This window comes from Lysobacter fragariae (genome assembly GCF_054779775.1).
Window position 1 is genome coordinate 13857 of sequence record NZ_BAAGXP010000010.1, and the last position, 20104, is coordinate 33960.

Sequence of the window (20104 nt, forward strand, 5' to 3'; positions counted from 1 at the left end):
CCCGCGCTTCAACGCCTGCGCTCAGTCGCGCAGGCGCACGACCACGCCGATCCGCGCGAGTGCGGTCGTGCCGCCGGCGTCGTCGCGGATGCCGCCCAGGCCGAATTTCAGCGTCACCGTTTCGCCCAGCTCCCAATACAGGCCGCCAAGCAGTTCGCGACCTTCCGCGTGGTCGAACGCGCCCTGCGCTTCCACGCCCAGTGCGAGGCGTTCACCTATCGCACGCCGCAGCCCCATGGCCAGGCCGAACTCGCCGTCGCCGTCCTGCTCGCGCGAATAGATCAGGTTGCCGCCCCACTTGTAGGCGTTGATGCGCTGCTCCAGCGAGAGTCGCAGTTCGAGACGGTTGGCGGCATCGGTTTCGCGCGCGATCTCGTATTCGGCGCTCAGGCCGGCCTTGAGGCCGTCGTGGCGTTCGGGATCGGTCAGCAGGACGTGCACCGACGGCGCGGTGGCTTCGTAGCTCCAGTCCTCGCCCGTCAGTTTTTCGGTGTGCGCATGCAGTTCCAGCGCAACGCGCGGCGCGATGCCGACGAGCACGGCCGGCTCGAAGCCTGCCTGCTCCTCCACATCCGATTCCAGCGCGGCTTCGGCATTGGCGAGAAAGTAGACGTCGCCCGGATGCGCGACCGAAGGACTCTCGACGATCAGGAAGTCCTGCCCGTGGTGGGCGAATGCGGTGGCCGGGGCGAGCGTGATGAGTGCGGCGAGGAAAGCGCGTTGCAGGGACATGTCGGGTCGAGTGGTGGAGGGGGCGGCATTTTATCCGCCCAGCGCCGTTACCCGGTTGCCGCGGGAAGGCCCGCCCGCTGCCTCATCCCGCGGGCGAGCCATCCGGATTGCGCTCCAGCATCCACAGTCCCGCCCACAGCTTCAGGTCGAGCTCGAAGCCTTCGGCCTGCTTGCGCATCAGCCACGCCGGCGCCTGCGCGCGCGGGACGTGGTGGACGGTGATGCCTTCGCCATCCACGCCACCGCCGTCGCCGACGCGACGCAGACCCGTGGCACGGACGAAGGCAATGCGCTCGCTGCTCATGCCCGAAGAAGTCGGGCCGATCAGCAGCACGTGGGTGTGTGCAGGCTCCCAGCCGGTTTCCTCGATCAGTTCGCGCGCGGCGGCCGACTCAAGCGTGTCGGTGTCGTGGTCGTCGCCGACCAGGCCTGCGGGCATCTCGATCGTGCGGCGGCCCAGCGGTACGCGGTACTGCTCGACGAAGAGCACCTCGTCGTCCGGCGTGGCCGCGATGATGATCACCGCCATGCCGTTGCCGTGGCTGCGTTCGGCGAACTCCCAGTGACCGCGGCGCATCATGCGCAGCCACTGACCGTCGTAGAGGAGTTCGGTCGGGAAGTCTTCGGATTCGTGGCGTTCCTGGCTCATGCCCCGATCCTACCGCGCGCGGTCGCGTTTCGTGGTGTGTTCGTAGGGCGGGTTTTAACCCGCCGCCGCCGCGCCGGGATGTGCGATGGCGGGTTAAAAACCCGCCCTACGTCGTCGCGTATTCCAGCCCGGCCGCTGTGTGCAGCCGGCGCCGCGTCATCGGGCCGAAGCGCATTGCTTCGCACAGCGTGGCGAGCATCGCGGCGTCGGCATCGCCGCGACCGAACTGGTCCGGCCCGTCGACGAGCGGCGCGTCGAGGGCGATGGTGGTGAGCTGCCGCCACAGCAGCGCCTGTTCGCGATTCTCGCGCAGCTTCGCCGCGATTCCGGCCGCGCCGCGCACCCGCAGGAAGGGGACTTCCTCCACGCGTGCGAGCAGGGCGTCGAGCGAACCGAAGTGCGCCAGCAACGCCGCCGCCGTCTTGGCGCCAACGCCGGGCACGCCGGGAATGTTGTCGACGGCATCGCCGGTCAGCGCGAGGTAGTCGGCGACCTGGTGCGCATGCACGCCGTGGCGCTCCTTCACGCCTTCCGCGTCCCAGCGCTGGTCGCGGGCGTAATCCCATTGCTCATCGCGTGCCTGCAGAAGCTGCGACAGGTCCTTGTCGGCGGACACGATCACGCCGCGGAAGCCGTGCGCGCGCTGCCGCACCAAGGCGCTGCCGATGAGGTCGTCGGCTTCATACTGCTCGTCCGCCAGCACCGGCAGTCCCAGCGCGATGCACAGCGCCTTGCAATGGGCGAACTGGCGCTTGAGTTCGTCCGGTGCGGCGTCGCGGTTCGCCTTGTAGGCGGGATACAGCGCGTTGCGGAAGCACGAATCGAGCGCTTCGTCGAAAGCGATGACGATGTGCTGCGGACGCGTGCGGTCCAGCAGCTCCAGCAGGAAGCGCGCGAAGCCATGCACCGCGTTGGCCGGCCAGCCGTCGGCATCGGTGAATTCGGCCGGCATCGAATGCCAGGCACGGAAGACATACATGCTGGCGTCGACGAGGTAGAGCGTGGGCTGGGTCATTCGTGGGTAGGGCGGGCCTTGGCCCGCCGTCTGTGGCTGGAGTAGTTGCGGCCCGGGAACGCCGGGGNGCGGGCCTTGGCCCGCCTACAGTGCCAGTTCGCTGAGCAGGTCGGCGGCGTCGGGGCGCTCGCGCTCCGGTGCATCCAGCTTCGGCGTGCCGATATGGATGAAGCCGACGATATGTTCTTCCGGCCCCAGTCCCAGCCACTGTGCCACGTGTGCATCGTAAGCCGGCCAGCCGGTGAGCCACTGCGCCCCGAAGCCGGCCGCCTGCGCCGCTTGTAGCAGGGCGAAGCAGACGCACCCGGCGCTGAGCAGGCGCTCCTGCGCCGGGATCTTCTCGTCCGGGCCGAGTTGCGCGATTACCGTCACCACCAAGGGTGCGTGGGAGAAGCGCAGGCGGTCTTTCTCGACGGCTGCCTGGCCGGCGGTGGGGTCGCGTTCGATCCCCCGGGCGGCCAGGCGCTCGCCCAGCTGGTGCCGGGTCTCCCCGCGGATGGAAAGGAACCGCCAGGGCGTGCGCTTGCCATGGTCCGGGACGCGGACGGCCGACTGGAGCAGGCGGAGCAGGGTGTCCGCTTCGGGGGCTGGATCTGTGAGTTGCTTGGACGGGACCGATCGGCGGCCGTCCAGCACCGCCAGTCCGAAGGGGTCAAAATGAGAATGAGACATGGATCACAGATAGTGAGAAAGGGGAGAGCATGGCGCCATGGTGCCACTATGCTGCCGCAGAGTGACCAGTAGTGTCGTATGGCGTCCCATGACGTCATTCGTTTCAAGGGGATAGGTGGAACCCGTGTTCAATCAGATTCCAGGCGCATCGCGTACTGATCCGGCTCGCGTGCTTGAGGAAATCAAGCGGTTGTCGGTCGAATTGCTGGGCTCGGTGCCCAACGGCCTGTTCGCACCGGTCGATGCGGCGTTGCATGAGTCCTCCCTGCGCGGCCAGCCGCGGCACATCGAGCAGCAGGCGCTGGTGAAGCTGCGCCAGCAGGGCTCCGTCTACGTGATGCGCTACCGCCAGCAGATCGCGCAGGGCTTCGACGATTTCCGTTCGCTGCGCATCCGCAACCGCGGCGACCTGCCGCTGGCGCTGGTGGCCGAGAACCAGCTGGCCTTCCATCTCGCCGGCCAGCAGCTCGCCGAGGCGATCGAGTCCCGTTACTCCGTCGCGCTGGAAGTCATGAACCAGCGCCTCGACAAGCTGTCCTCGTCGTTGCAGATCGCGCCCGGTTCCAACCCGATCGGCGCATCGCGCCTGGCGGGCGCTTTCATCGAGACCTTCCGCGACGCGCAGATGCCGCACGACCTGCAGCCGCTGATGTTCCGCTCTTACGAGCAGGAACTCACCCGCGTCCTGGGCGACCTCTACAGCCGCGTCAACATGCTGCTGGTGGCGTCGGGCTATGGCCAGGGTCCCGCGCGGGCACAGCCGGCCACACCGCAACCGCTGCCCAACATCCAGGTCACCCGGCGTGGTGACGAACCCGAACTCGTCCCGACCCGCCAGCGCATGCAGGCCGGGATCGATCCCGCTTCCGCCGCGGAGCTGGCCGAACTGCGTGCGCAACTGCGCGCCTGGCGCCAGCAGTTGCCCGGGCAGGCGCAGGCCGCCGCCAACAACGCACTGCCCCGCCGCGAACTGCGCGTCGAGGAAGTCGTCAGCGTGGCCTCGCTGCTGCAGCCCGAATCGCCGGACGTGTTCGTGCGTGCACTCGCCGAACAGGGTCCGAAGGGCAAGCTGGCGCAGACCATCCGTTTCCACCTCGTCGAAGGCGGTCGTCGCCTGGGCCACAGCCCGGAACAGACCCGCATGAGCCCCGAGCAGGACGACGCCATCGACCTGGTCGGCCTGCTGTTCGAATCGCTGTTCGACAGCTACGCGCTGCTCGACCACGCGCGTCGCCTGTACGGCCGCCTGGTGCTGCCGTACACGAAGGTCGCACTGAAGGACGGCGGACTATTCGTGCAGCGCGAGCATCCCGCGCGGCGCCTGCTGGACGCGATCACCGAAGCCTGCGAAGGCAATTCCGCGGCGACGCCGCAGGATCGCGAGCTGATCGAACGCTGTGCCGCGATCTCGCAGCGCATCGTCGCCGACTACAACGAAGACGTCGCCATCTTCAACCTGGCGCATGCCGAGCTGGAATCGCTGCTTGAGCAGCACCGCCGTCGCGTCGAGTTGCAGGAATCGCGCGCCGCCAAGGCCACCTTCGGCCGCGAGCGCCTGCAGGAAGCCCGCACGCAGGCGGACAACGTATTGCATTACCTGTTCAACGAGCCGGTGACCGGCCCGGTGGGCGACTTCCTCGCGCGTCCGTGGCGCCACCACCTGGTGCAGACGCTGCTGCGCGACGGTGCGGGTTCGCCGACGCATACGGAAACCCTCGCCCTCGGCGATGCCCTGCTCGATGCCGACCGCATCGCGCGCACCGGCCGTGACGGTCGCCAGCTTGCCGATCGCCTGCTGGCGCTGGAGTCCTCGATCGCCTCGTGTCTCTCCAGCTCCGGCATGGACGAGGACGTGGCGCGCCAGGGCTTGGCAGAACTGGTGCGCGCACTGGCGCTGCCGGACGTGCCGCGCAACCTGCAGGCCTTGCCCGCACCGGTGATGGACGAGGAAAACGGCGCCGACGAGGCTGCCCTGTGGCTGGTCGGCGGCACCGACAGCGTGAAGCACGATCCGGAAGTCGCCGCGCGCATGCGCCGCCTGCTGCCGGGCGAGTGGTTGCGCCTGCTCGATCCCAGTGGCCAGTCGGTGGCGGTGAAAGTGGCTTGGATCAGCCCGCTCACCGGTCGCTTCCTGCTGGTCAACCGTCGTGGCCTGCGCGTGCTGGTGGCGTCCTCTGCCGAACTCGCATCGCTCGCCGGCGCCGGTCGCCTGCAGGTGGGGGCCGAACGCGCACCGACCGATGAAGCCATGCGCACCCTGCGCGAGCGCCTGAAAGCCGCCTGAGGCAGCGGTCGCGACCTCAGGTCGCGGCCACGCGAATGACAGAACGGCGCATGCACCACGCATGCGCCGTTTTCTTTGCTCAGTCGTTCTGGTCATGAGCGATGACAGCCCGGCGTGCAGCCGGCCATCGCGCCACGTCGATGCATTCGCTACGATGCCCGCATTCATCGATCAGCGGGAGCGGGCATGGCAGCTGTCACCGTGGCAATCGCGCGCGAGACCGCGCCCGGCGAACGTCGTGTCGCCGCCACGCCGGAAACCTGCAAGAAGCTCGTCGCACTCGGCGCACAGGTGCGCGTGCAGCGCGGCGCGGGGCTGACGGCCGGTTTCACCGATGCCGCCTATGAGGCCGCCGGCGCACAACTGGCCGAGAACGTCCTCGCCGATGCCGACCTGGTGTTGTGCGTCGCACCGCCCAGTGCCGCGACGCTGTCGCAGCTCAAGCAGGGCGCTGCCGTCGTCGGGATGATCGCGCCAGAAGCCGATGTCGCGCGTGGCGACGCCATCAAGGCACGCGCGCTGGTCGTCTTCCCGCTGGAGCGGCTGCCGCGCACCACCCGCGCGCAGGCGATGGACATCCTCAGCTCGCAGGCCGGCATGGCCGGCTACAAAGCGACGTTGATCGCGGCGCAGCTGGCGCCGCGCTTCTTCCCGATGCTGACCACGGCTGCCGGCACGATCCGCCCGTCGAAGGTGCTGATCGTCGGTGCCGGCGTGGCCGGCCTGCAGGCGGTGGCGACGGCCAAGCGCCTGGGCGCGCAGGTGGAAGGCTTCGACGTGCGTCCGGAGACGCGTGAGCAGATCGAATCGCTCGGCGGAAAGTTCCTCGATCTGGGCGTCAGCGCCGCAGGCGAAGGTGGCTATGCGCGCCAGCTCACCGAGGAAGAGCGCGCGCTGCAGCAGCAGCGTCTGGCCGAGCACCTCAAGACGGTTGACGTGATCGTGTGCACCGCTGCCGTGCCCGGTCGCCCGGCGCCGAAGATCATCACCGCCGCGATGGTGGCCGGCATGAAGCCGGGGAGCGCAATCGTCGACCTGGCCGCGGAAACCGGTGGCAACTGCGAGCTTACCCGGCCCGGCGAAACCTTCGACAGCGACAACGGCGTCGCCATCGCCGGTCCGCTCAACCTGGCCAGCATGGGCGCGGTGCATGCGAGCGAAATGTACGCACGCAACCTGTTCAACTTCGCCAGCCTGTTCGTGAAGGACGGCGCGATCGCGTTCGACTGGAATGACGAGCTGCTGGCGAAGACGGTGTGGCCGCGCCGCGAGGACGCTGCAGGCGCCGTCGCCTAGGACGCATCGCAGCGCCCGGTGGTCGCGGTTGTCGATCAGGGGCGGTCTAACAACTCAAATATCGTCCCGGGCGCAGCGAAGGATCTGCTGTTTCGCCGAGTGCATTCGGAATGACAGAGGCAAGACTTGTCCTGAGTCGTAGGGCGGGCCTTGGCCCGCCGCTCTCGCACAAGTTGCGCTCCCAGCGAGCGGACACTGTGGTTCGTTGGATCGGAAGACGGGCCAAGGCCCGCCCTACGTCGGGACGTGTTGTTCGGGGTGTGGCGAATTCCCGTCCCAGCCATCCGCGGTGCGACTAGTTCTTCGGCGCGTTGCGCTGCATCCACGCATCTTTCTGTTCGGGGGTCATGGCGCGCCATTGCTCGCGAAGGGCGCGACGCTGTTCGGGCGTCATCGTCCGCATCTTCGCGAACAGGGCGCGCATGTGTTCGCGCTGTTCGGGATTCATGCGTTCCCAGCGCTTGGCGCCACGGTGCGCTTTCTGGCGCTGGTCGGGTGTCATGAGCTGCCAGCGACGCGCGTGTTCAAGCATCCGTGCGCGCGCGGCCGGATTCGCGTTCCAGCGCTCGCGCACCGGGGCGACCAGCAGATTGCGCTCGGCGGCGCTCAACTGCTCCCACGCAGGGAAACTGCGCGCTGGCGTGGCCGAAGGCTGTTGCGCGAACGCCGGCGTCGCGCAGAGCAGCGCCGGCAACAGGAAGCGGCAAGGGATGTTCATGGTGCTACTCCATCGGCTAGCTCGCTGGCGTCGCTTGAGGCCAGCCACAGGTAAAGGTCGGGGGATTCGTCGAGGGCGGCGTAGGGATCGTCGATGTCGTCGCCCTCGGTCGCCGTGTCGGTCGCCAGGCCCGGGGATGCGGTTGCAGGCACGGCTGGAGCGGTCGCAGCGGAGGCAATGACGGGTGCTGCGGGTGCCGTCGGCGTGGCATCGTCCGGGCGCTGCCACAACAGGCCTACCGCGATCGCGCCGACCGCGCCCGTCGCGGCCAGCGACCAGGCGCGCATGTGGCGTGGTTGTCGCGCGGCATCGCGCGGTCGCAGCTGCAGCAGCGTGCGTTGCGGTACCGATGCCAATGCCTGCGCGTGGTGCGCGCGGATCCGTGCGTCGAAGGCATCGCCTGCGATGTCCGTGCTCGACAGATTCCGGCTGTCGCGACTTTGGAAGCCGCGACTTTGGAGGTCGCGATTGGGGACGTCCCGATTCGGGATGTCGTGATCGTGGTCGTGATGGTTGCCGTTCACCGGAAATCCTCCAACTGTTCCTGCAGTGCCTCGCGTGCCCGCGATAGGTGGGTCTTCACCGCGCCCTCGCTGCAGCCCATGACGCGTGCAGTGGTTGCAACGTCCAGTTCCTCCAGCACGCGCAGGCTGAAGGCCTCGCGCTGGCGACGGGGCAGCGCGCGCATCGCTGCGCCGATGCGTCGCCAGGCTTCGCGTCCGTCGTGGTGCCGCTGCGGATCGGGATCGCGCGCGACGGCGTGGGTGTCGCTCCAGTCGATGTCGCCGACGTCCGCCTGCGGTGCCAGCCAGCGCAGCCGGAACAGCCCGCGCCGCTGCGTGTCGACGACGCGGCTGCGCAGGATGCTCCAGAACAGTGGCGTCCATTCCGCGGCCGGACGCTCGCGGTAGTCGAGCATCCGGGCCATGGCGTCCTGCACGACGTCGAGGGCGTCTTCGCGGTGGCGCAGGGCGAGTTCGGCAAAGCGGAAGGCACGCGCGCGGATGCCCGCGAGGAATGCCTCGAGCGTCGCCGCGCCCGCGTCCGCCACTGGCGCGGCGCGATGCGGTTGCACCTTGTCATCGACCTCGATCGCCATGGGCCCAAGCATGCGCCGTCAGGCTCAGCGCAGGCGACTGTGGCGGCGTTGCTCGTAGCGATCGTGCCGGCGATCCCAGCGACGCTCGAAGCGGTCGCCGCGACGGTCCCAGCGCGCGTCCGCGCGTGCACCGCGGCGGTCCAGCCGGGCATCGATGCGATCGCCGCGGCGGTCGAGGCGTTGCGCGCGCCGCTCGTGGCCGTGGCGCTCCGCGGCAGCGGCGCGTCGATCGAGGCGATGGTCGATGCGGTCCCCGCGTCGGTCGAGGCGGTGCTCGATGCGATCACCCCTGCGGTCGAGACGATGGTTCACGCGATCGCCCCGGTCGTTGGCGCTTGCGGCGGCGCTCGCCAGCAAGCCCACGCCCAGCGCCATGCCCAACCAGAAATGCTTATGCCAAGCCTTCATGTGCATTGCCTTCATCTGCGCCTCCTCGGGCAGGCCTGGCGCGGATGCGCCCGTGGCGGCCTGCAGGAGTGGAAACGCGCGACCCGGCGGCGCGTTGACACGGTCCCGGTTGCATTCAGGGATCGTTATGATGGGGAGGACATCACCCTGGGCTCGGGACAATGACGGACGGTCTGGTAGCGCTGTACATCTTCATGCTGGCGGGGATCGCCGGCCACGTGATCATCTCGCGAGTGCCGGTGATCCTGCACACGCCGCTGATGTCGGGTTCCAACTTCATCCACGGCATCGTGCTGATCGGTGCGATGGTGGTGCTCGGCCACGCCGACACCACGCTGGAGAAGGTCATCGGTTTCCTCGCCGTGCTGCTGGGCGCGGGCAATGCCGCCGGCGGCTACGTGGTGACCGAACGCATGCTTGAGATGTTCAAGCCCTCCCAGAAGCAGAGCGGGGGCAAGGCATGAACTTCGCCAGCTTCGCGTCCTGGATCGCCGCGGGCAGCTATTTCGTTGCCGCGACGCTGTTCCTGCTCGGCCTGCAGCGCATGGCCTCGCCGATTACCGCGCGCAGCGGCATCCGCTGGGCCGGACTGGGCATGGTGATTGCTACGGTCGCCACGTTCCTTTTGCCTGGCCTGCACAACATGGTGTTGATCGTCACCGCGCTGGTGATCGGCACCGCGATGGCATGGGTGTCGGGCAAGAAAGTCGCGATCACCGACATGCCGCAGATGGTGGCGCTGTACAACGGCATGGGCGGTGGTTCGGCGGCGGCGATCGGCGCGGTGGAACTGCTGAAGTATTCCGCGCTGGCGCCGGCCGGTGCCGCGGTGGAACGCGTGCAGGAGCAGGTGGGTGAGGTCACCCAGCCTTCCACGATCACGCTGGTGCTGGCCGTGGTCGGCGCGCTGATCGGCGCGGTGTCGTTGTCGGGTTCGGTGATCGCGTGGGCCAAGCTCGATGGCCGCATGGACAAGCGTTACACCTTCCCCGGCCAGCAGGTGTTCAATGCCGGCGTGGCGATCGCCGCGGTGGTGCTGGGCGGCATCGTGGTGCATTCGCTCGGCGTGCCGTTCGTGATCGCGTTCTTCGTCGCTGCGCTGGCGCTGGGCGTGCTGATGACGTTGCCGATCGGCGGCGCCGACATGCCGGTGGTGATCTCGCTCTACAACGCCATGACCGGCCTTGCGGTGGCGCTGGAAGGTTTCGTGCTGGGCAACCAGGCCCTGATCATCGCCGGCACCATGGTCGGCGCAGCCGGTACGCTGCTCACGCAGCTGATGGCGAAGGCGATGAACCGTCCGATCAGCGGCGTGCTGTTCTCCAACTTCGGTGGTGGCGGGCAGATGCAGGAGATCGGTGGCTCGCAGAAGCCGATCGAAGCCGGTGACGTCGCCGCGATGATGGCGTACGCCGAGCGCGTCGTGATCGTGCCCGGCTACGGTCTGGCCGTCGCCCAGGCGCAGCACAAGGTGTGGGAGCTGACCCAGAAGCTGATGGATCGCGGGGTGAAGGTGAAGTTCGCCATCCATCCCGTTGCGGGACGCATGCCCGGCCACATGAACGTGCTGCTGGCCGAGGCCGGCGTGCCCTACGACCTGATCACCGACATGGACGACATCAATCCGGAATTCGCCAACACCGATGTGTCGCTGGTGATCGGTGCGAACGACGTGGTGAATCCGGTGGCCAAGACCGATCCGGCCTCTCCGATCTACGGCATGCCGATCCTCGATGTCGTGAATTCGAAGAACACCATCGTGATCAAGCGCGGCAAGGGCACCGGCTTTGCAGGCATCGAGAATGCGCTGTTCTACGCCGACAACACGCGGATGCTGTTTGGCGACGGCGCGGGCATGGTGGCGGCGCTGGTCAGCGAGCTCAAGGCGCTGGACGGCGGCGGGCACTGACGACGTGCGACTTGCCAGGGGGAATTGCATGCACAGGGAGCGGCAGTGGCTGGTCGCGATGCTGGTGATGGTGGCGGTTGCGCTGCCGGCGCACGCGGATGACATTCCATACATGCACGAACCGCAACTGCCGGCGCATGCCGCGACGCCGGAAGGTTTCGTGCCGTCCGGCTGGACGGTCGAAAGGAGCGAGCGTCGCGACTTCAATCGCGACGGCCAGGAGGACGTCCTGCTCCTGTTGCGACAGTCCGCTCCCGCCAAGGCATCGCCAGGCGACGGATCGAGCGAACCCGAGGCCGTGGCCAATCCGCGCCTGCTCGCGGCCGCGCTGGCCGATGCGGAGCGCGGTGGTTATGCGCTGTCCTTCAGCGACGACAGCCTGATTCCGGACGAGGGCTCGCCGACGGCCTCCGATCCCCTCGGGGCCGGCGGGCTGACTGCGACCGAACGCGGCTTCGCGCTCACCATCGGCTTTGGCGGTGCCGGGACACGCACAACGTCCCGAACCACGTACACGTTCCGCTACCAGGACAACTGCTTCCGCCTGGTCGGTTACGACTACGGCGAAACGGACCGCGCGACGCTGGCCACGCGCGAAGTGAGCGTCGACTACCTGGCCCGGAAGGTGAAGGACACCAGCGGGAGCGGGAATCGGGACGCCGGTGCCCAGCGCGTCACCTGGCGCCGCCTACCGGCCAACCAGCCGTTGTGCATCCAGTCCGCGCGGAGTTGGGATGGCCTGCGTCCGGAGACGCTTCCCAGGAATTCCCGCTGACGTCACGGCCGCGCCGGTATGGCCGCGCAGTCCGTTGTCCACCGATCAGGCTGTCAGCACCGAAGGCTTTCGCGTGCGCCCGGGTTTCGGGCGCGACGTCATCCGCACCGGGGGCTGGTGCCGCACCTGGGTGGTCGTCAGTCCATAGGCGTTCTTGAACGCACGACAGAACGCACTCTGGCTTTCGAAGCCGAGCGCCTCGGTAATCTCGCACACCGGCATCGCACTGCCACGCACCAGTTGCCAGGCGCGTGACAGGCGCAGGCGCGCGGCATGTTCGTGCGGCGTTTCGCCGAAGACGTCGCGATACATGCGGATCAGGTGCCACGGTGAATAGTTCGCACCGGCCGCGAGCTGCGCCAGGTCCATGCGGCCTTCGCCGTCGCGTTCGATCATCTGGTGTACGCGCAACAGCCGCTGCAGGGTCAGGCGCCGGCGTTGCGCCGAACGTCCGTTGCAGCGGTCGACCAGCGGTTGCAGTTCGCGCTGGCTGTCGAGCAGGGTGGCGCAAAGCGATTCCGCGGCTGCGCGCAACCAGGCGCCATCGCCTGGCGAACGCAGCGCGCGTGCGAGCTGGACGAAGTGGCGTTGCAGCGCCCGTGGACACGACCACTGCCGCGCAAGGATCTCGTTGGCTTGGACCGGCTCTGGCAACTCGTGCAACCACGTGTTCCATGCGGCGAAGGAACCCGCCAGCGCCAGCCAGGTATTGATCCGGCGAGATCCACCACGCAGCGCCTCGCGCGACACCAGGAGCTGCCGTGGTGCCGCCTGCCAGAGGCTGGGCGTGGCTTCGAATGCCATGTCGCCACGCAGTGGCAGCCACAGCGACAACCAGCCGTGGGGAACGCGTGCCTCCGCACCGCGGCCTTGCGCCTCCAGCAGGTGCAGGCGATCACTGGCCGCGCCGGTGAGATCCAGTGTCTGGGCGACGCGCAGAAGGTGGCGCTCGATGATCACGCAGGCTCCTTGCACTTGATGGGCAAGGACAGGCTAGGACGACCGGTGGTCGCCGGGCAGCGCCAGTTCCGGTGGATTTGATGGAGCCAATCCGGACGTTCGACCATGCGCCAACAATGGCTGGGTGCGAGCACTGTCCGCGCAAGTCGCGTTGAAGCTCGAGTGGTCGCCGCAGCATCAGCAGGCGCCCTGGATGATCAACTGTCGGCGCGATGCGCCTTCCGCGCCGCCCACACGCAGATCACGCCAAACACCAGGTGCATCGCGAAATTGGTGACCACCGCTGGCAGGTAGGGCTTGGCGGAGGACTGGACGAGCGACAGCGGCAGCACCACATAGTTCATGACCAGCCATATCAGCAGGCCGTAGGCGATGCCGGTGGGCAACGGCCGTTGCAGCAATGCGCGAAGGCGCCCGCTCGCCAGGTAGTAGGCGAACACGTAAAGCGTGGCAATGAAATAGTGGAAGCCGACGCCCAGCGCCGCCGTGCCCCAACCGCCATCGAAGGAGGCCTTGCCCAGTGCGCCGGACGCGATGTACTGCAGGACGCGGATCGGCGGGATGTCGCGGGTGAGCAGGGAGAACGGCAGTACGTAGCACAGGTCCAGCGTTGCGAGCACGACGCCGCCGACGAGGATCCAGTGCCACGCGTTGCCGCGGGGCGAGGACAGGGCATTTGCGGTGGAAGTGACCACTCGGGATCTCCTGGCGCGGGCGTTGGATGTGTCTAGCTTCTGACCCGCCGCGCGGCGCGCGCGAACCACGCGCACATCATGCCGAAGACCAGATGCATGAGGATGCTGGCGACGGTCCACGGCAGGTAGGTTTTGCTTGGCTGCGGTGCATTGGACAGCGGCACGACTATCCAGGTCATCGCCACGTACAGCCAAGCGCCATAGGCGAGGCCATGGCGCAGCGGCTGCGCGACCAGTGCGGTCCACCGACCGCTGGCAAGGTAATACGTGGCCACCATCACCGTGGCGATGAAGTAATGGCACGCCGCGCCGAGCACGGCGCTTGGGATGCCGCCTTGCCTCGCGGCGTCGCCCTGCACGCCGGCGGCGATGGACTGCAGGATGCGGATCGGGGGCACGTCGAACAACGCGCCCCAGAATGAGCAGGCGAAGATCAGGTCGAACGTGCCCAGGGCAAGGCCACCCATGAGCACGTATTGCCAGGGTGGGGTTACGCGGCGCCCGGCGAGTGGCATGGGTTGCGACATGGCGGACGTTCCAGGATGCGGCGGGTCACCGATGGTCGGTGCAGGGCCGGTCTCGCCGGGAGGGCCAATTCCATGTCGGAAGAGGGAGCCAATTGCCCGTTCCAGCGCTTGACGCTGGCGGGCGGCCTCGCGAGAGTGGCCCCCTCGATGTGGTCATGACGGTGAAATGGATGGAGCCATTCATGGCGCGCGGCATCCTGGCAGCCGGTGATTTGCCGCACGAAGGCTTGAATGTCCAGGCGGCACACCCGCAGGGGATGGCGCATGTTCCTCACCCTTGATGGTCGCGGTTCGCTGCAGACGCAACTGACCCGGGCGCTCAAGGCGGCGATCCTCGACGGTCGGTTGCACAGCGGCGACCGGTTGCCCGCCACCCGCGTACTCGCGGCCGAGCTGGGGCTGTCGCGCAATACGGTGCTGGCCAGCTACGAGGAACTGGCGGCCGAAGGTTTCCTGCTGGGCAAGGTCGGTTCGGGCAGCTTCGTCGCGTCGATCGAGACGCGTCCGCAACCGCGCGTCGAAGCCCATGCGCCCGTCCATCTGTCCGCCTATGCGCAGCGCCTGGTCAGCATCCTTCCGCGCCCCATGGCGGTGGGCGAGTACCGCGCGCTTCCGTTCAACCTGCAGTACGGCTTGCCGCTCACCAATCCCGCGTTGACCACGGCGTGGCGACGCGAACTCGCCCGTGCTGCCGAGTACGCCAGCCCGGACTATCCCGATCCGGCCGGCCTGCCGGAACTGCGTCGTGCGGTCTGCGACTACCTGGCGCGTCGGCGCGGCGTGCAGGCCGAGCCCGACGACGTGCTGATCGTGGCCGGCACCCAGGAAGCCATCTCGCTCAGCGCGCGCGTACTGCTGGACAACGGTGAACGCGTCGCACTGGAGGAACCGCACTATCCGGTGCTCTGGCGCATCTTCACCACGCACGGCGCGCAGGTCGTGCCGGTGCCGGTGGACGATGAGGGGCTGGTCTGCGAGCAGATGCCTTCGCCGCCGCCGCGACTGGTCTGCGTGACGCCGTCGCACCAGTTTCCGCTCGGCAGCGTGCTGTCATTGCCGCGACGTCTGGCGCTGCTGCGCTATGCGCGCGACAACGACGCGTGGATCCTCGAGGACGATTACGACGGCGAATTCCGCTATGGCGGCGCGCCGCTGGCCGCGTTGCGATCGCTCGATGCGCACGACCGCACGCTCTATATCGGCACGTTCTCCAAGGCCCTGTTCCCCGCGTTGCGCATGGGGTACATGGTGCTGCCGCGCGCGCTGCGTGCGCCTTTCCGCGCCGCCAAGCTGCTGTCCACGTTCGGCTGTCCCGCCATCGAACAACGCGCGCTGGCGCAGTTCATCGACAACCGTGGTTTCGACCGCCACCTGCGCCACGCGGCGCACACGCTGCGGGCACGGCGCGCAGCGTTGCTGGAGGGGTTGCGCAGGCACGCCGGCGATACGGTCGACGTGCGCGACTCCCAGGCCGGCATGCACGTGGTCGCGTGGTTGCGCGGCTTCGACGAAGCGCGACTGAACAACCTGGCGAAGGCGGCGAGCGAGCGCGGCGTCGGCCTGCACGCCATCGGTCCGTGCTACCTGCATGCGCCGCCCCGGGTCGGCCTGCTGATCGGGTATGCGGGACTGTCGCCGAAGGAAATAGCGGTGGCGATGGAGCGGTTCGGCGACGCCTTGCGCGCGGTCTGATGTTCCTGCAACGCGGACGATGCCTGCACGTGCGGGGCGCGACCAGTTCGCGGGCGCCGCGCTCGCGCCGCTATCGGGACGCCAGCGCCGCCACCACCAGCGCCACCGCGATCATCGCGATGTCGAACGTGCTGTTGGCCAACTGCGCCATCAGCCATCCGTAGTGGAAGCCGAGCTTCAGCGCCGATTCCAGCGGTTGCAACCCCAGCATGCTGCCGACCTGCGCGGCGATGATCCACCAGTTGGCGACGACCACTATCGCGGCGGTCGCGGCCACGCCGGCAAGGGCGCGACGCCAGCCGCGTGGCCAGCCGGCCAGTCGCAGCATCCACGCGACATCCAAGGCGCCCAGCACGGCCAGCCAGCCGCACTGGCGATTGCTGGTCCAGGCGATCACGACCCAGATCGCGGCGAAACCGGCGCAGGCGCCCAGCAGCATCGCCAGCCGGTAGGAGTGGGCGAGCCAGCGGCGCTGCGGTGAGGGAAGTGTGGGGGAGGCAGGCATGAAGCCGGCAAGTCTAGCGGTTCGGGTATCCGCGGTCGCGCGGCAAGTGCGGCGCTCCGGGTCGCTGCGGCCTGAAGCGGTGGCGCGGGTGCGCGTGCGCAACACTGCTTCGCGGCGAACGGCACGCTCGCAACGCCCGCGGCGGACCCCGCAGGGCGGCAACCACGTAGAATTCCGGCCTTGCTGCAGCCGCCCTTGTTGCAGCACGGGCTCGCCCCGATCTTTCCGACACCAAGGCAACACCGACGAACATGTACTCCCGCAGCAGCGAACCGGTCCGATTCGAGCGCGATTGCGCCGCCGTCCTCGTCCCCCAGGGCGAGAAGGTGAGCCTGCCCGCGGGCAGCGTCGGCTACATCACCCAAGCGCTGGGCGGCAGCTGGACCGTATTCGTGGAAGGCAACCTGTTCCGCATCGCCGGCGTGGATGCCGACGCCATCGGCAAGGAACCGCCCGAGCCGCTGGAACTGCCCGCGGACGCCGATGACGAGGCCGTCGAGCAACTGGTGTGGCGGCAGCTGCGCACCTGCTTCGATCCGGAGATCCCGATCAACGTCGTCGACCTGGGCCTGGTCTACGAAGCCAGCGTCAAGCCGCATCCGGATACGGCCGGGCAGCGCGTGGTCGAAATCCGCATGACCCTGACCGCACCGGCCTGCGGCATGGGCGACATCCTGGTCGCCGATGTCCGCGACAAGCTGGAGATGATCCCCACGGTCGCGGAAGCCGACGTCGAACTGGTGTTCGACCCGCCGTGGAACCGCGCCATGATGTCGGAAGTCGCGCGGCTCGAAACCGGGATGCTGTAAGACCACAGCGCAGCGAGCGATCGGCCCGTGGCCTGGTCCGCTGCGCCTGCGGTGCAGCCGGTGTCGAGCCTTCAGATCGCGTGACCAGCCCCGTGTGCGCCACAGCGCATCGACCAGGCCTGCAGCCTCCCTGTGTGCATCGACCCAGCGTGACGCCGTGCATTGCCGGCGCCACGAGCCAGGGTCTGAACAAATCACCTCTTGCCCGTCATTCCCGCATTCGCGGGGATGGCGCAATTACCCGGACCTTCCTAGTGGAGTTGGAGCTGGTTCGCCCGTTGGCGCGTATCGGCGTTGATTCCGGCCCGCAACCAGTCCAGCGTGGCGCCGCGCATGCCGGTGCGGGCAACCAGCGCAGCGCGGTGCGCGTCGTCGCATTGCCCCAGCGTGGTGCCCGGTCGCATCAGGCTGTGGATTTCGAGTTGGCTGCCGATGTCGCCCTTGTCGTGGGCCTGCTGGTGGACGGCGGCGAGCAGGGTGTTGGCGGTGGCCTGGTCGCCGCGCGCCATCGCCGAGGCCGTTTCGACCAGGTCCAGGCGCGAGCGCGCCACCCAGACCCGGGACACTGGCTCCTGGCGTGCCTTGGCGACCCAGCCATCGGCTTCCGCCCAGTCGCCGCGGGCGGCGGCGGACTCGGCCAGGGCGACCCGTGCAAGGGTGGCGATCCAGCCGTAGCCGCTGCGTTCGGCCAGCGGCAGCACGCGCATGAGGGTGCGCTGCGCGGCGACCGGATCGCCGACGCGGGTGTCCAGGCTCGCCAGCCAGATCTCACCGAACCAGCGATCCGGACCGTCGGGCGTGAGCGACATCTGCTTGTGCGATTGCGCCAGCGTCTGCAGCGCCGAGGTCCGTTCGCCCGTGAGCATGTCGATGAGGCCGTTGGCGATCTGGCTCTGCAGTCGCAGGTCCGGTTGTCCGCCGTCGGCGCAGCGTGTCCACTCGTTGCGCGATCCCGGTGCGTCGCCCAGGTTCATCAGCAAGTCGGCGTGCACGCATGCGAGCTGGGTGGCTGCGACCGGGAGCCTGCCGCCGGGCAGGGCTTGCTTACGGATGGCGTCTTCGACGGCCGTCTGGGCACCTTTGAGGTCGCCGTCGATGAACATCAACACCGCCTTCAGGTGCGTGACTTCGACCTGCTCGCCGCCCTCGAGGCGGCGTGCCTGCATGCTGGCCAGGTGGTGCTGGACACTGTCGAGCCGGCCACGCAGGAGATCCTCGTTGGCCAGGTCGAGTTCCAGCGACTGCTGGGTGACCGGATCGTCCAGGCTCAACGCAGTCGCCAGGGCCTGCTCCAGCCGGGCGCGATAAGCCTCCATGTCGCCCTGGCTGTAATAGCGAAAGGCAGTGAGACGCAGCATGTCGACTTCCAGGTTGCGGAACCCGCGCGCCCTGGCCTGCGCCAGCAGTTCGTCCAGGTGCTGCAGGGAGCCGGCGTCGGCCTGGCCGGATTCGGCCAGGTAACGCGCGAACAGCGCATCCAGGGTGTCGCCGGCGCTTTCAAATTGCTGCGCGGCGAGTTCGTAGGTGGCCAGATCGGCGTCCTCCCCGAACTGGGCCTGGTCGGCCTGCGCGCGCAACAGCAATGCCTCGCCCAGCTCCAGCTCCCAGCCCTTGCCTGCACTGCGGGCGACCCGCTCGGAGGCTTGGGCGAACTCGCGTCCCCGCACCACATCGCCCATGTTGAGGTGGGCGGTGGAAATGTTGAGCAGTCGGGTCAGGCGGTAGCCGACGGGCTGCTTGTCCAGGTAGGGCTGGTTGAGCAGGCGCAACGCTTCGGTCGATTGACCGGCGCGGATCAGCTTGCGGGCCTGCTCCAGCACGTAGTCGACCTTGCCCGGATGCCGCCGCGCCAACCGGCCCCAGGCCTGCGCGGATTCGGCGTGTTTGGATGGGTCGCGGCCCAGCAGGGTCGCGTTGAGCATTTCGGCCACGTCGGCGGGCACGGGATGCAGCAGGTCGATGGCGTTCTGCGTCTGTTCGACGGCGATGTAACCACTGGCCTGGCGGGCGAGGGCCCCGCCCAGCTGCAACCGCGCCAGCCCGAACTTCGGCGACTGCCGGGTCACCTGGTCGAGCATCTTGGTCGCGTTGGGCCAGTCGCGTCGTTCCACCGCGTCCACGCTGCTGGCGTAGAGCGGCGCAACCTGCACGTCCAGGTTCAAGGCGGGCCATTTCTCCGTGGTGCGCTTTGGCAGCAGGCGCGCCAGCAGCTGGTTCGACAGCTCGTCGACCAGGGTCGGCATCTGCGCGCGCGTACCACTGCGCTCGATGCGCTGGTCGCGACCATCCTGCGTGAACCGTGCCTCCAGCGTCATGCGCTGCGGATGCGATGGATCCACGCTGGAACTGAGCTGTACGACGGTGGGCGACAGGCCTTCCGAATCGGCGGCCAGGTGCGCTTCGTTGAGCAGCGTCACCTCCGGCAGCGCGCCCAGCTTCCAGCCCAGCCATGCGCGCAGCACCGTCGCCGGCCAACGCGCGTCTTCCGGTGCGGCCTTGTCCGTGACGTTGACCAGTGCGATGGCGATCTGTGGCGTCGCCACGATGGGTGTCGGCGGCGGCGACCCGGGTCGTTGCGATGCCAGTTGCCACGCCACGCCGCCGACCGCGCCCAGCAGCAGAATGGGCAACGCGACCCGTCGCAACCAGGGGAAGGGGCGCGTCCGGGGGGCGTCCGGCACGGCGGCGGGCACCGTCGACGCGTCGTGGGACCCGGGCTCGGCCAGCGTCGAAGCGGCTGGCGACTCATTACTAATAGGAATAGACGATGCGAGCGGCCTGGCATCGACGTGTGCCGCGGCGTCGACGACGGGCTCGATCGTTCCCGGAGGTTCCAGTACGTAGCCGCCCTTGGCCACGGTGCGGATCCAGTGTTTGCGCGATTCCCCCAGGGCCTTGCGCAGCATCCAGATGCTCTGGGAGAGATTGGCGTCCTCAACGATCACGCCCGGCCACACCCGTGTGAACAGGTCGGCGCGGTTGTGCAGCACGTGGGGTTCGGCCAGGAAGACCAGCAGCAGGTCGAACATCCGCTGCGGCAATTCCATCTCGCCGTCCGGTCGGATCACGCGCCGATAGCGCAGGTCGACGCGCACGTCGTCGATCTGCAATTGCCGCGTCCCTGCGGGCCAGCGTTGGTGGATCGGAACGGACAAAGTCGCTTCACTCGTACCCGGCGGAGCGCGAATCCTATATTGGCCGGCGTCAGCGCCCTGCTGCAGTGCAACGATTCACACTTCCGCGGTATGAAGTAATAAGGCGATCCGGTCGCCTCAAATGCCCTGGGCGAATAAGGCAACGCGCGTTTAGCCGGTTCCTGTTACCGGAACGTTAGCGAAATCGATCAAAAACGCGGTTAA

Annotated in this window: 20 protein-coding genes; 7 read left to right on the forward strand and 13 right to left on the reverse strand. The window is 68.2% G+C overall.

The window, feature by feature from the left end; translation table 11 throughout:
- Window positions 1-21: 21 nt before the first annotated feature.
- From ACYVD7_RS10615 to ACYVD7_RS10630, 4 genes are all read right to left on the reverse strand, one after another.
- Entirely contained in the window at window positions 22-732 is a 711-nt protein-coding gene (locus ACYVD7_RS10615) for a hypothetical protein (RefSeq protein WP_460762760.1), read from the reverse strand.
- 82 nt (window positions 733-814) lie between these two features.
- Window positions 815-1381 (reverse strand): NUDIX hydrolase, encoded by a 567-nt coding sequence (locus ACYVD7_RS10620; protein ID WP_460762763.1) that lies wholly within the window; start codon window positions 1379-1381, stop codon window positions 815-817.
- Window positions 1382-1487: 106 nt separating this feature from the next.
- On the reverse strand, window positions 1488-2396 hold the full coding sequence (locus ACYVD7_RS10625) for a 5'-3' exonuclease (protein ID WP_460762766.1): 909 nt from the start codon (window positions 2394-2396) through the stop codon (window positions 1488-1490).
- An 84-nt stretch (window positions 2397-2480) separates the two neighbouring features.
- The gene (locus ACYVD7_RS10630; RefSeq protein ID WP_460762768.1) at window positions 2481-3068 is read right to left on the reverse strand and encodes a nitroreductase family protein; all 588 of its coding nucleotides are present in this window, start codon (window positions 3066-3068) and stop codon (window positions 2481-2483) included.
- A gap of 124 nt (window positions 3069-3192) precedes the next feature.
- On the opposite strand from ACYVD7_RS10630, the gene ACYVD7_RS10635 reads away from it, so the two are divergent.
- Window positions 3193-5352: a DUF1631 family protein gene (locus ACYVD7_RS10635; protein ID WP_460762771.1), complete on the forward strand. Its 2160-nt coding sequence runs from the start codon at window positions 3193-3195 to the stop codon at window positions 5350-5352.
- 186 nt (window positions 5353-5538) lie between these two features.
- Entirely contained in the window at window positions 5539-6648 is a 1110-nt protein-coding gene (locus ACYVD7_RS10640; protein ID WP_460762774.1) for an NAD(P) transhydrogenase subunit alpha, read from the forward strand.
- Window positions 6649-6943: 295 nt separating this feature from the next.
- On the opposite strand, the gene ACYVD7_RS10645 is transcribed toward ACYVD7_RS10640, so the two are convergent.
- From ACYVD7_RS10645 to ACYVD7_RS10660, 4 genes are read right to left on the reverse strand one after another with little or no spacing between them, the layout of a single operon-like run.
- The gene (locus ACYVD7_RS10645) at window positions 6944-7366 is read right to left on the reverse strand and encodes a DUF3106 domain-containing protein (RefSeq protein WP_460762777.1); all 423 of its coding nucleotides are present in this window, start codon (window positions 7364-7366) and stop codon (window positions 6944-6946) included.
- Entirely contained in the window at window positions 7363-7890 is a 528-nt protein-coding gene (locus ACYVD7_RS10650; RefSeq protein WP_460762780.1) for a hypothetical protein, read from the reverse strand. Before ACYVD7_RS10650 ends, ACYVD7_RS10645 begins: the two co-directional genes overlap by 4 nt.
- Window positions 7887-8477 carry an RNA polymerase sigma factor gene (locus tag ACYVD7_RS10655; RefSeq protein WP_460762783.1) on the reverse strand — a complete coding sequence of 197 codons (591 nt, stop codon included), beginning with the start codon at window positions 8475-8477 and terminating at the stop codon, window positions 7887-7889. The genes ACYVD7_RS10650 and ACYVD7_RS10655 overlap by 4 nt, the downstream gene beginning before the upstream one ends.
- Before the next feature lie 12 nt (window positions 8478-8489).
- Window positions 8490-8873 (reverse strand): hypothetical protein, encoded by a 384-nt coding sequence (locus ACYVD7_RS10660; protein ID WP_460762786.1) that lies wholly within the window; start codon window positions 8871-8873, stop codon window positions 8490-8492.
- Between the two features lie 161 nt (window positions 8874-9034).
- Between ACYVD7_RS10660 and ACYVD7_RS10665 the strand changes: the two genes are divergently transcribed.
- From ACYVD7_RS10665 to ACYVD7_RS10675, 3 genes are read left to right on the forward strand one after another with little or no spacing between them, the layout of a single operon-like run.
- Complete coding sequence (locus tag ACYVD7_RS10665; RefSeq protein ID WP_460762789.1) at window positions 9035-9337, forward strand: NAD(P) transhydrogenase subunit alpha part 2; 303 nt, start codon at window positions 9035-9037, stop codon at window positions 9335-9337.
- On the forward strand, window positions 9334-10782 hold the full coding sequence (locus ACYVD7_RS10670) for an NAD(P)(+) transhydrogenase (Re/Si-specific) subunit beta (RefSeq protein WP_460762793.1): 1449 nt from the start codon (window positions 9334-9336) through the stop codon (window positions 10780-10782). The genes ACYVD7_RS10665 and ACYVD7_RS10670 overlap by 4 nt, the downstream gene beginning before the upstream one ends.
- 28 nt (window positions 10783-10810) lie before the next feature.
- Window positions 10811-11557, forward strand: coding sequence for a hypothetical protein (locus tag ACYVD7_RS10675; RefSeq protein WP_460762796.1), 747 nt, complete (start codon window positions 10811-10813; stop codon window positions 11555-11557).
- Window positions 11558-11602: 45 nt separating this feature from the next.
- Here ACYVD7_RS10675 and ACYVD7_RS10680 read toward each other — a convergent pair whose 3' ends face one another.
- The 3 genes from ACYVD7_RS10680 to ACYVD7_RS10690 all read right to left on the reverse strand — a co-directional run bounded on the left by ACYVD7_RS10680 (window position 11603) and on the right by ACYVD7_RS10690 (window position 13739).
- On the reverse strand, window positions 11603-12517 hold the full coding sequence (locus ACYVD7_RS10680; RefSeq protein WP_460762799.1) for a helix-turn-helix transcriptional regulator: 915 nt from the start codon (window positions 12515-12517) through the stop codon (window positions 11603-11605).
- A gap of 197 nt (window positions 12518-12714) precedes the next feature.
- On the reverse strand, window positions 12715-13212 hold the full coding sequence (locus ACYVD7_RS10685; RefSeq protein WP_460762802.1) for a hypothetical protein: 498 nt from the start codon (window positions 13210-13212) through the stop codon (window positions 12715-12717).
- A gap of 32 nt (window positions 13213-13244) precedes the next feature.
- The gene (locus tag ACYVD7_RS10690) at window positions 13245-13739 is read right to left on the reverse strand and encodes a hypothetical protein (protein ID WP_460762805.1); all 495 of its coding nucleotides are present in this window, start codon (window positions 13737-13739) and stop codon (window positions 13245-13247) included.
- A gap of 264 nt (window positions 13740-14003) precedes the next feature.
- Between ACYVD7_RS10690 and pdxR the strand changes: the two genes are divergently transcribed.
- Complete coding sequence (gene pdxR / locus ACYVD7_RS10695; RefSeq protein WP_460762807.1) at window positions 14004-15431, forward strand: MocR-like pyridoxine biosynthesis transcription factor PdxR; 1428 nt, start codon at window positions 14004-14006, stop codon at window positions 15429-15431.
- 70 nt (window positions 15432-15501) lie between these two features.
- On the opposite strand, the gene ACYVD7_RS10700 is transcribed toward pdxR, so the two are convergent.
- Complete coding sequence (locus ACYVD7_RS10700) at window positions 15502-15936, reverse strand: hypothetical protein (RefSeq protein ID WP_460762810.1); 435 nt, start codon at window positions 15934-15936, stop codon at window positions 15502-15504.
- A gap of 251 nt (window positions 15937-16187) precedes the next feature.
- Here ACYVD7_RS10700 and sufT point away from each other — a divergent pair, with 251 nt between their 5' ends.
- The gene (gene sufT, locus ACYVD7_RS10705) at window positions 16188-16745 is read left to right on the forward strand and encodes a putative Fe-S cluster assembly protein SufT (RefSeq protein WP_460762813.1); all 558 of its coding nucleotides are present in this window, start codon (window positions 16188-16190) and stop codon (window positions 16743-16745) included.
- A gap of 251 nt (window positions 16746-16996) precedes the next feature.
- On the opposite strand, the gene ACYVD7_RS10710 is transcribed toward sufT, so the two are convergent.
- Window positions 16997-19855, reverse strand: a complete 2859-nt coding sequence (locus ACYVD7_RS10710) for a winged helix-turn-helix domain-containing protein (RefSeq protein ID WP_460762815.1) — start codon at window positions 19853-19855, stop codon at window positions 16997-16999.
- Window positions 19856-20104 lie beyond the last annotated feature (249 nt).

Excerpts from the sequence above, each read along its gene's own strand:
- ACYVD7_RS10665 (WP_460762789.1), top strand. The coding sequence starts at position 9,035 with ATGACGGACGGTCTGGTAGCGCTGTACATCTTCATGCTGGCGGGGATC.
- ACYVD7_RS10625 (WP_460762766.1), bottom strand. The coding sequence starts at position 2,396 with ATGACCCAGCCCACGCTCTACCTCGTCGACGCCAGCATGTATGTCTTC.
- ACYVD7_RS10660 (WP_460762786.1), bottom strand. The coding sequence starts at position 8,873 with ATGAAGGCTTGGCATAAGCATTTCTGGTTGGGCATGGCGCTGGGCGTG.
- ACYVD7_RS10655 (WP_460762783.1), bottom strand. The coding sequence starts at position 8,477 with ATGCTTGGGCCCATGGCGATCGAGGTCGATGACAAGGTGCAACCGCAT.
- sufT (WP_460762813.1), top strand. The coding sequence starts at position 16,188 with ATGTACTCCCGCAGCAGCGAACCGGTCCGATTCGAGCGCGATTGCGCC.
- ACYVD7_RS10690 (WP_460762805.1), bottom strand. The coding sequence starts at position 13,739 with ATGTCGCAACCCATGCCACTCGCCGGGCGCCGCGTAACCCCACCCTGG.
- ACYVD7_RS10615 (WP_460762760.1), bottom strand. The coding sequence starts at position 732 with ATGTCCCTGCAACGCGCTTTCCTCGCCGCACTCATCACGCTCGCCCCG.
- ACYVD7_RS10645 (WP_460762777.1), bottom strand. The coding sequence starts at position 7,366 with ATGAACATCCCTTGCCGCTTCCTGTTGCCGGCGCTGCTCTGCGCGACG.
- ACYVD7_RS10620 (WP_460762763.1), bottom strand. The coding sequence starts at position 1,381 with ATGAGCCAGGAACGCCACGAATCCGAAGACTTCCCGACCGAACTCCTC.
- ACYVD7_RS10640 (WP_460762774.1), top strand. The coding sequence starts at position 5,539 with ATGGCAGCTGTCACCGTGGCAATCGCGCGCGAGACCGCGCCCGGCGAA.
- ACYVD7_RS10670 (WP_460762793.1), top strand. The coding sequence starts at position 9,334 with ATGAACTTCGCCAGCTTCGCGTCCTGGATCGCCGCGGGCAGCTATTTC.
- ACYVD7_RS10675 (WP_460762796.1), top strand. The coding sequence starts at position 10,811 with ATGCACAGGGAGCGGCAGTGGCTGGTCGCGATGCTGGTGATGGTGGCG.
- ACYVD7_RS10630 (WP_460762768.1), bottom strand. The coding sequence starts at position 3,068 with ATGTCTCATTCTCATTTTGACCCCTTCGGACTGGCGGTGCTGGACGGC.
- ACYVD7_RS10700 (WP_460762810.1), bottom strand. The coding sequence starts at position 15,936 with ATGCCTGCCTCCCCCACACTTCCCTCACCGCAGCGCCGCTGGCTCGCC.
- pdxR (WP_460762807.1), top strand. The coding sequence starts at position 14,004 with ATGTTCCTCACCCTTGATGGTCGCGGTTCGCTGCAGACGCAACTGACC.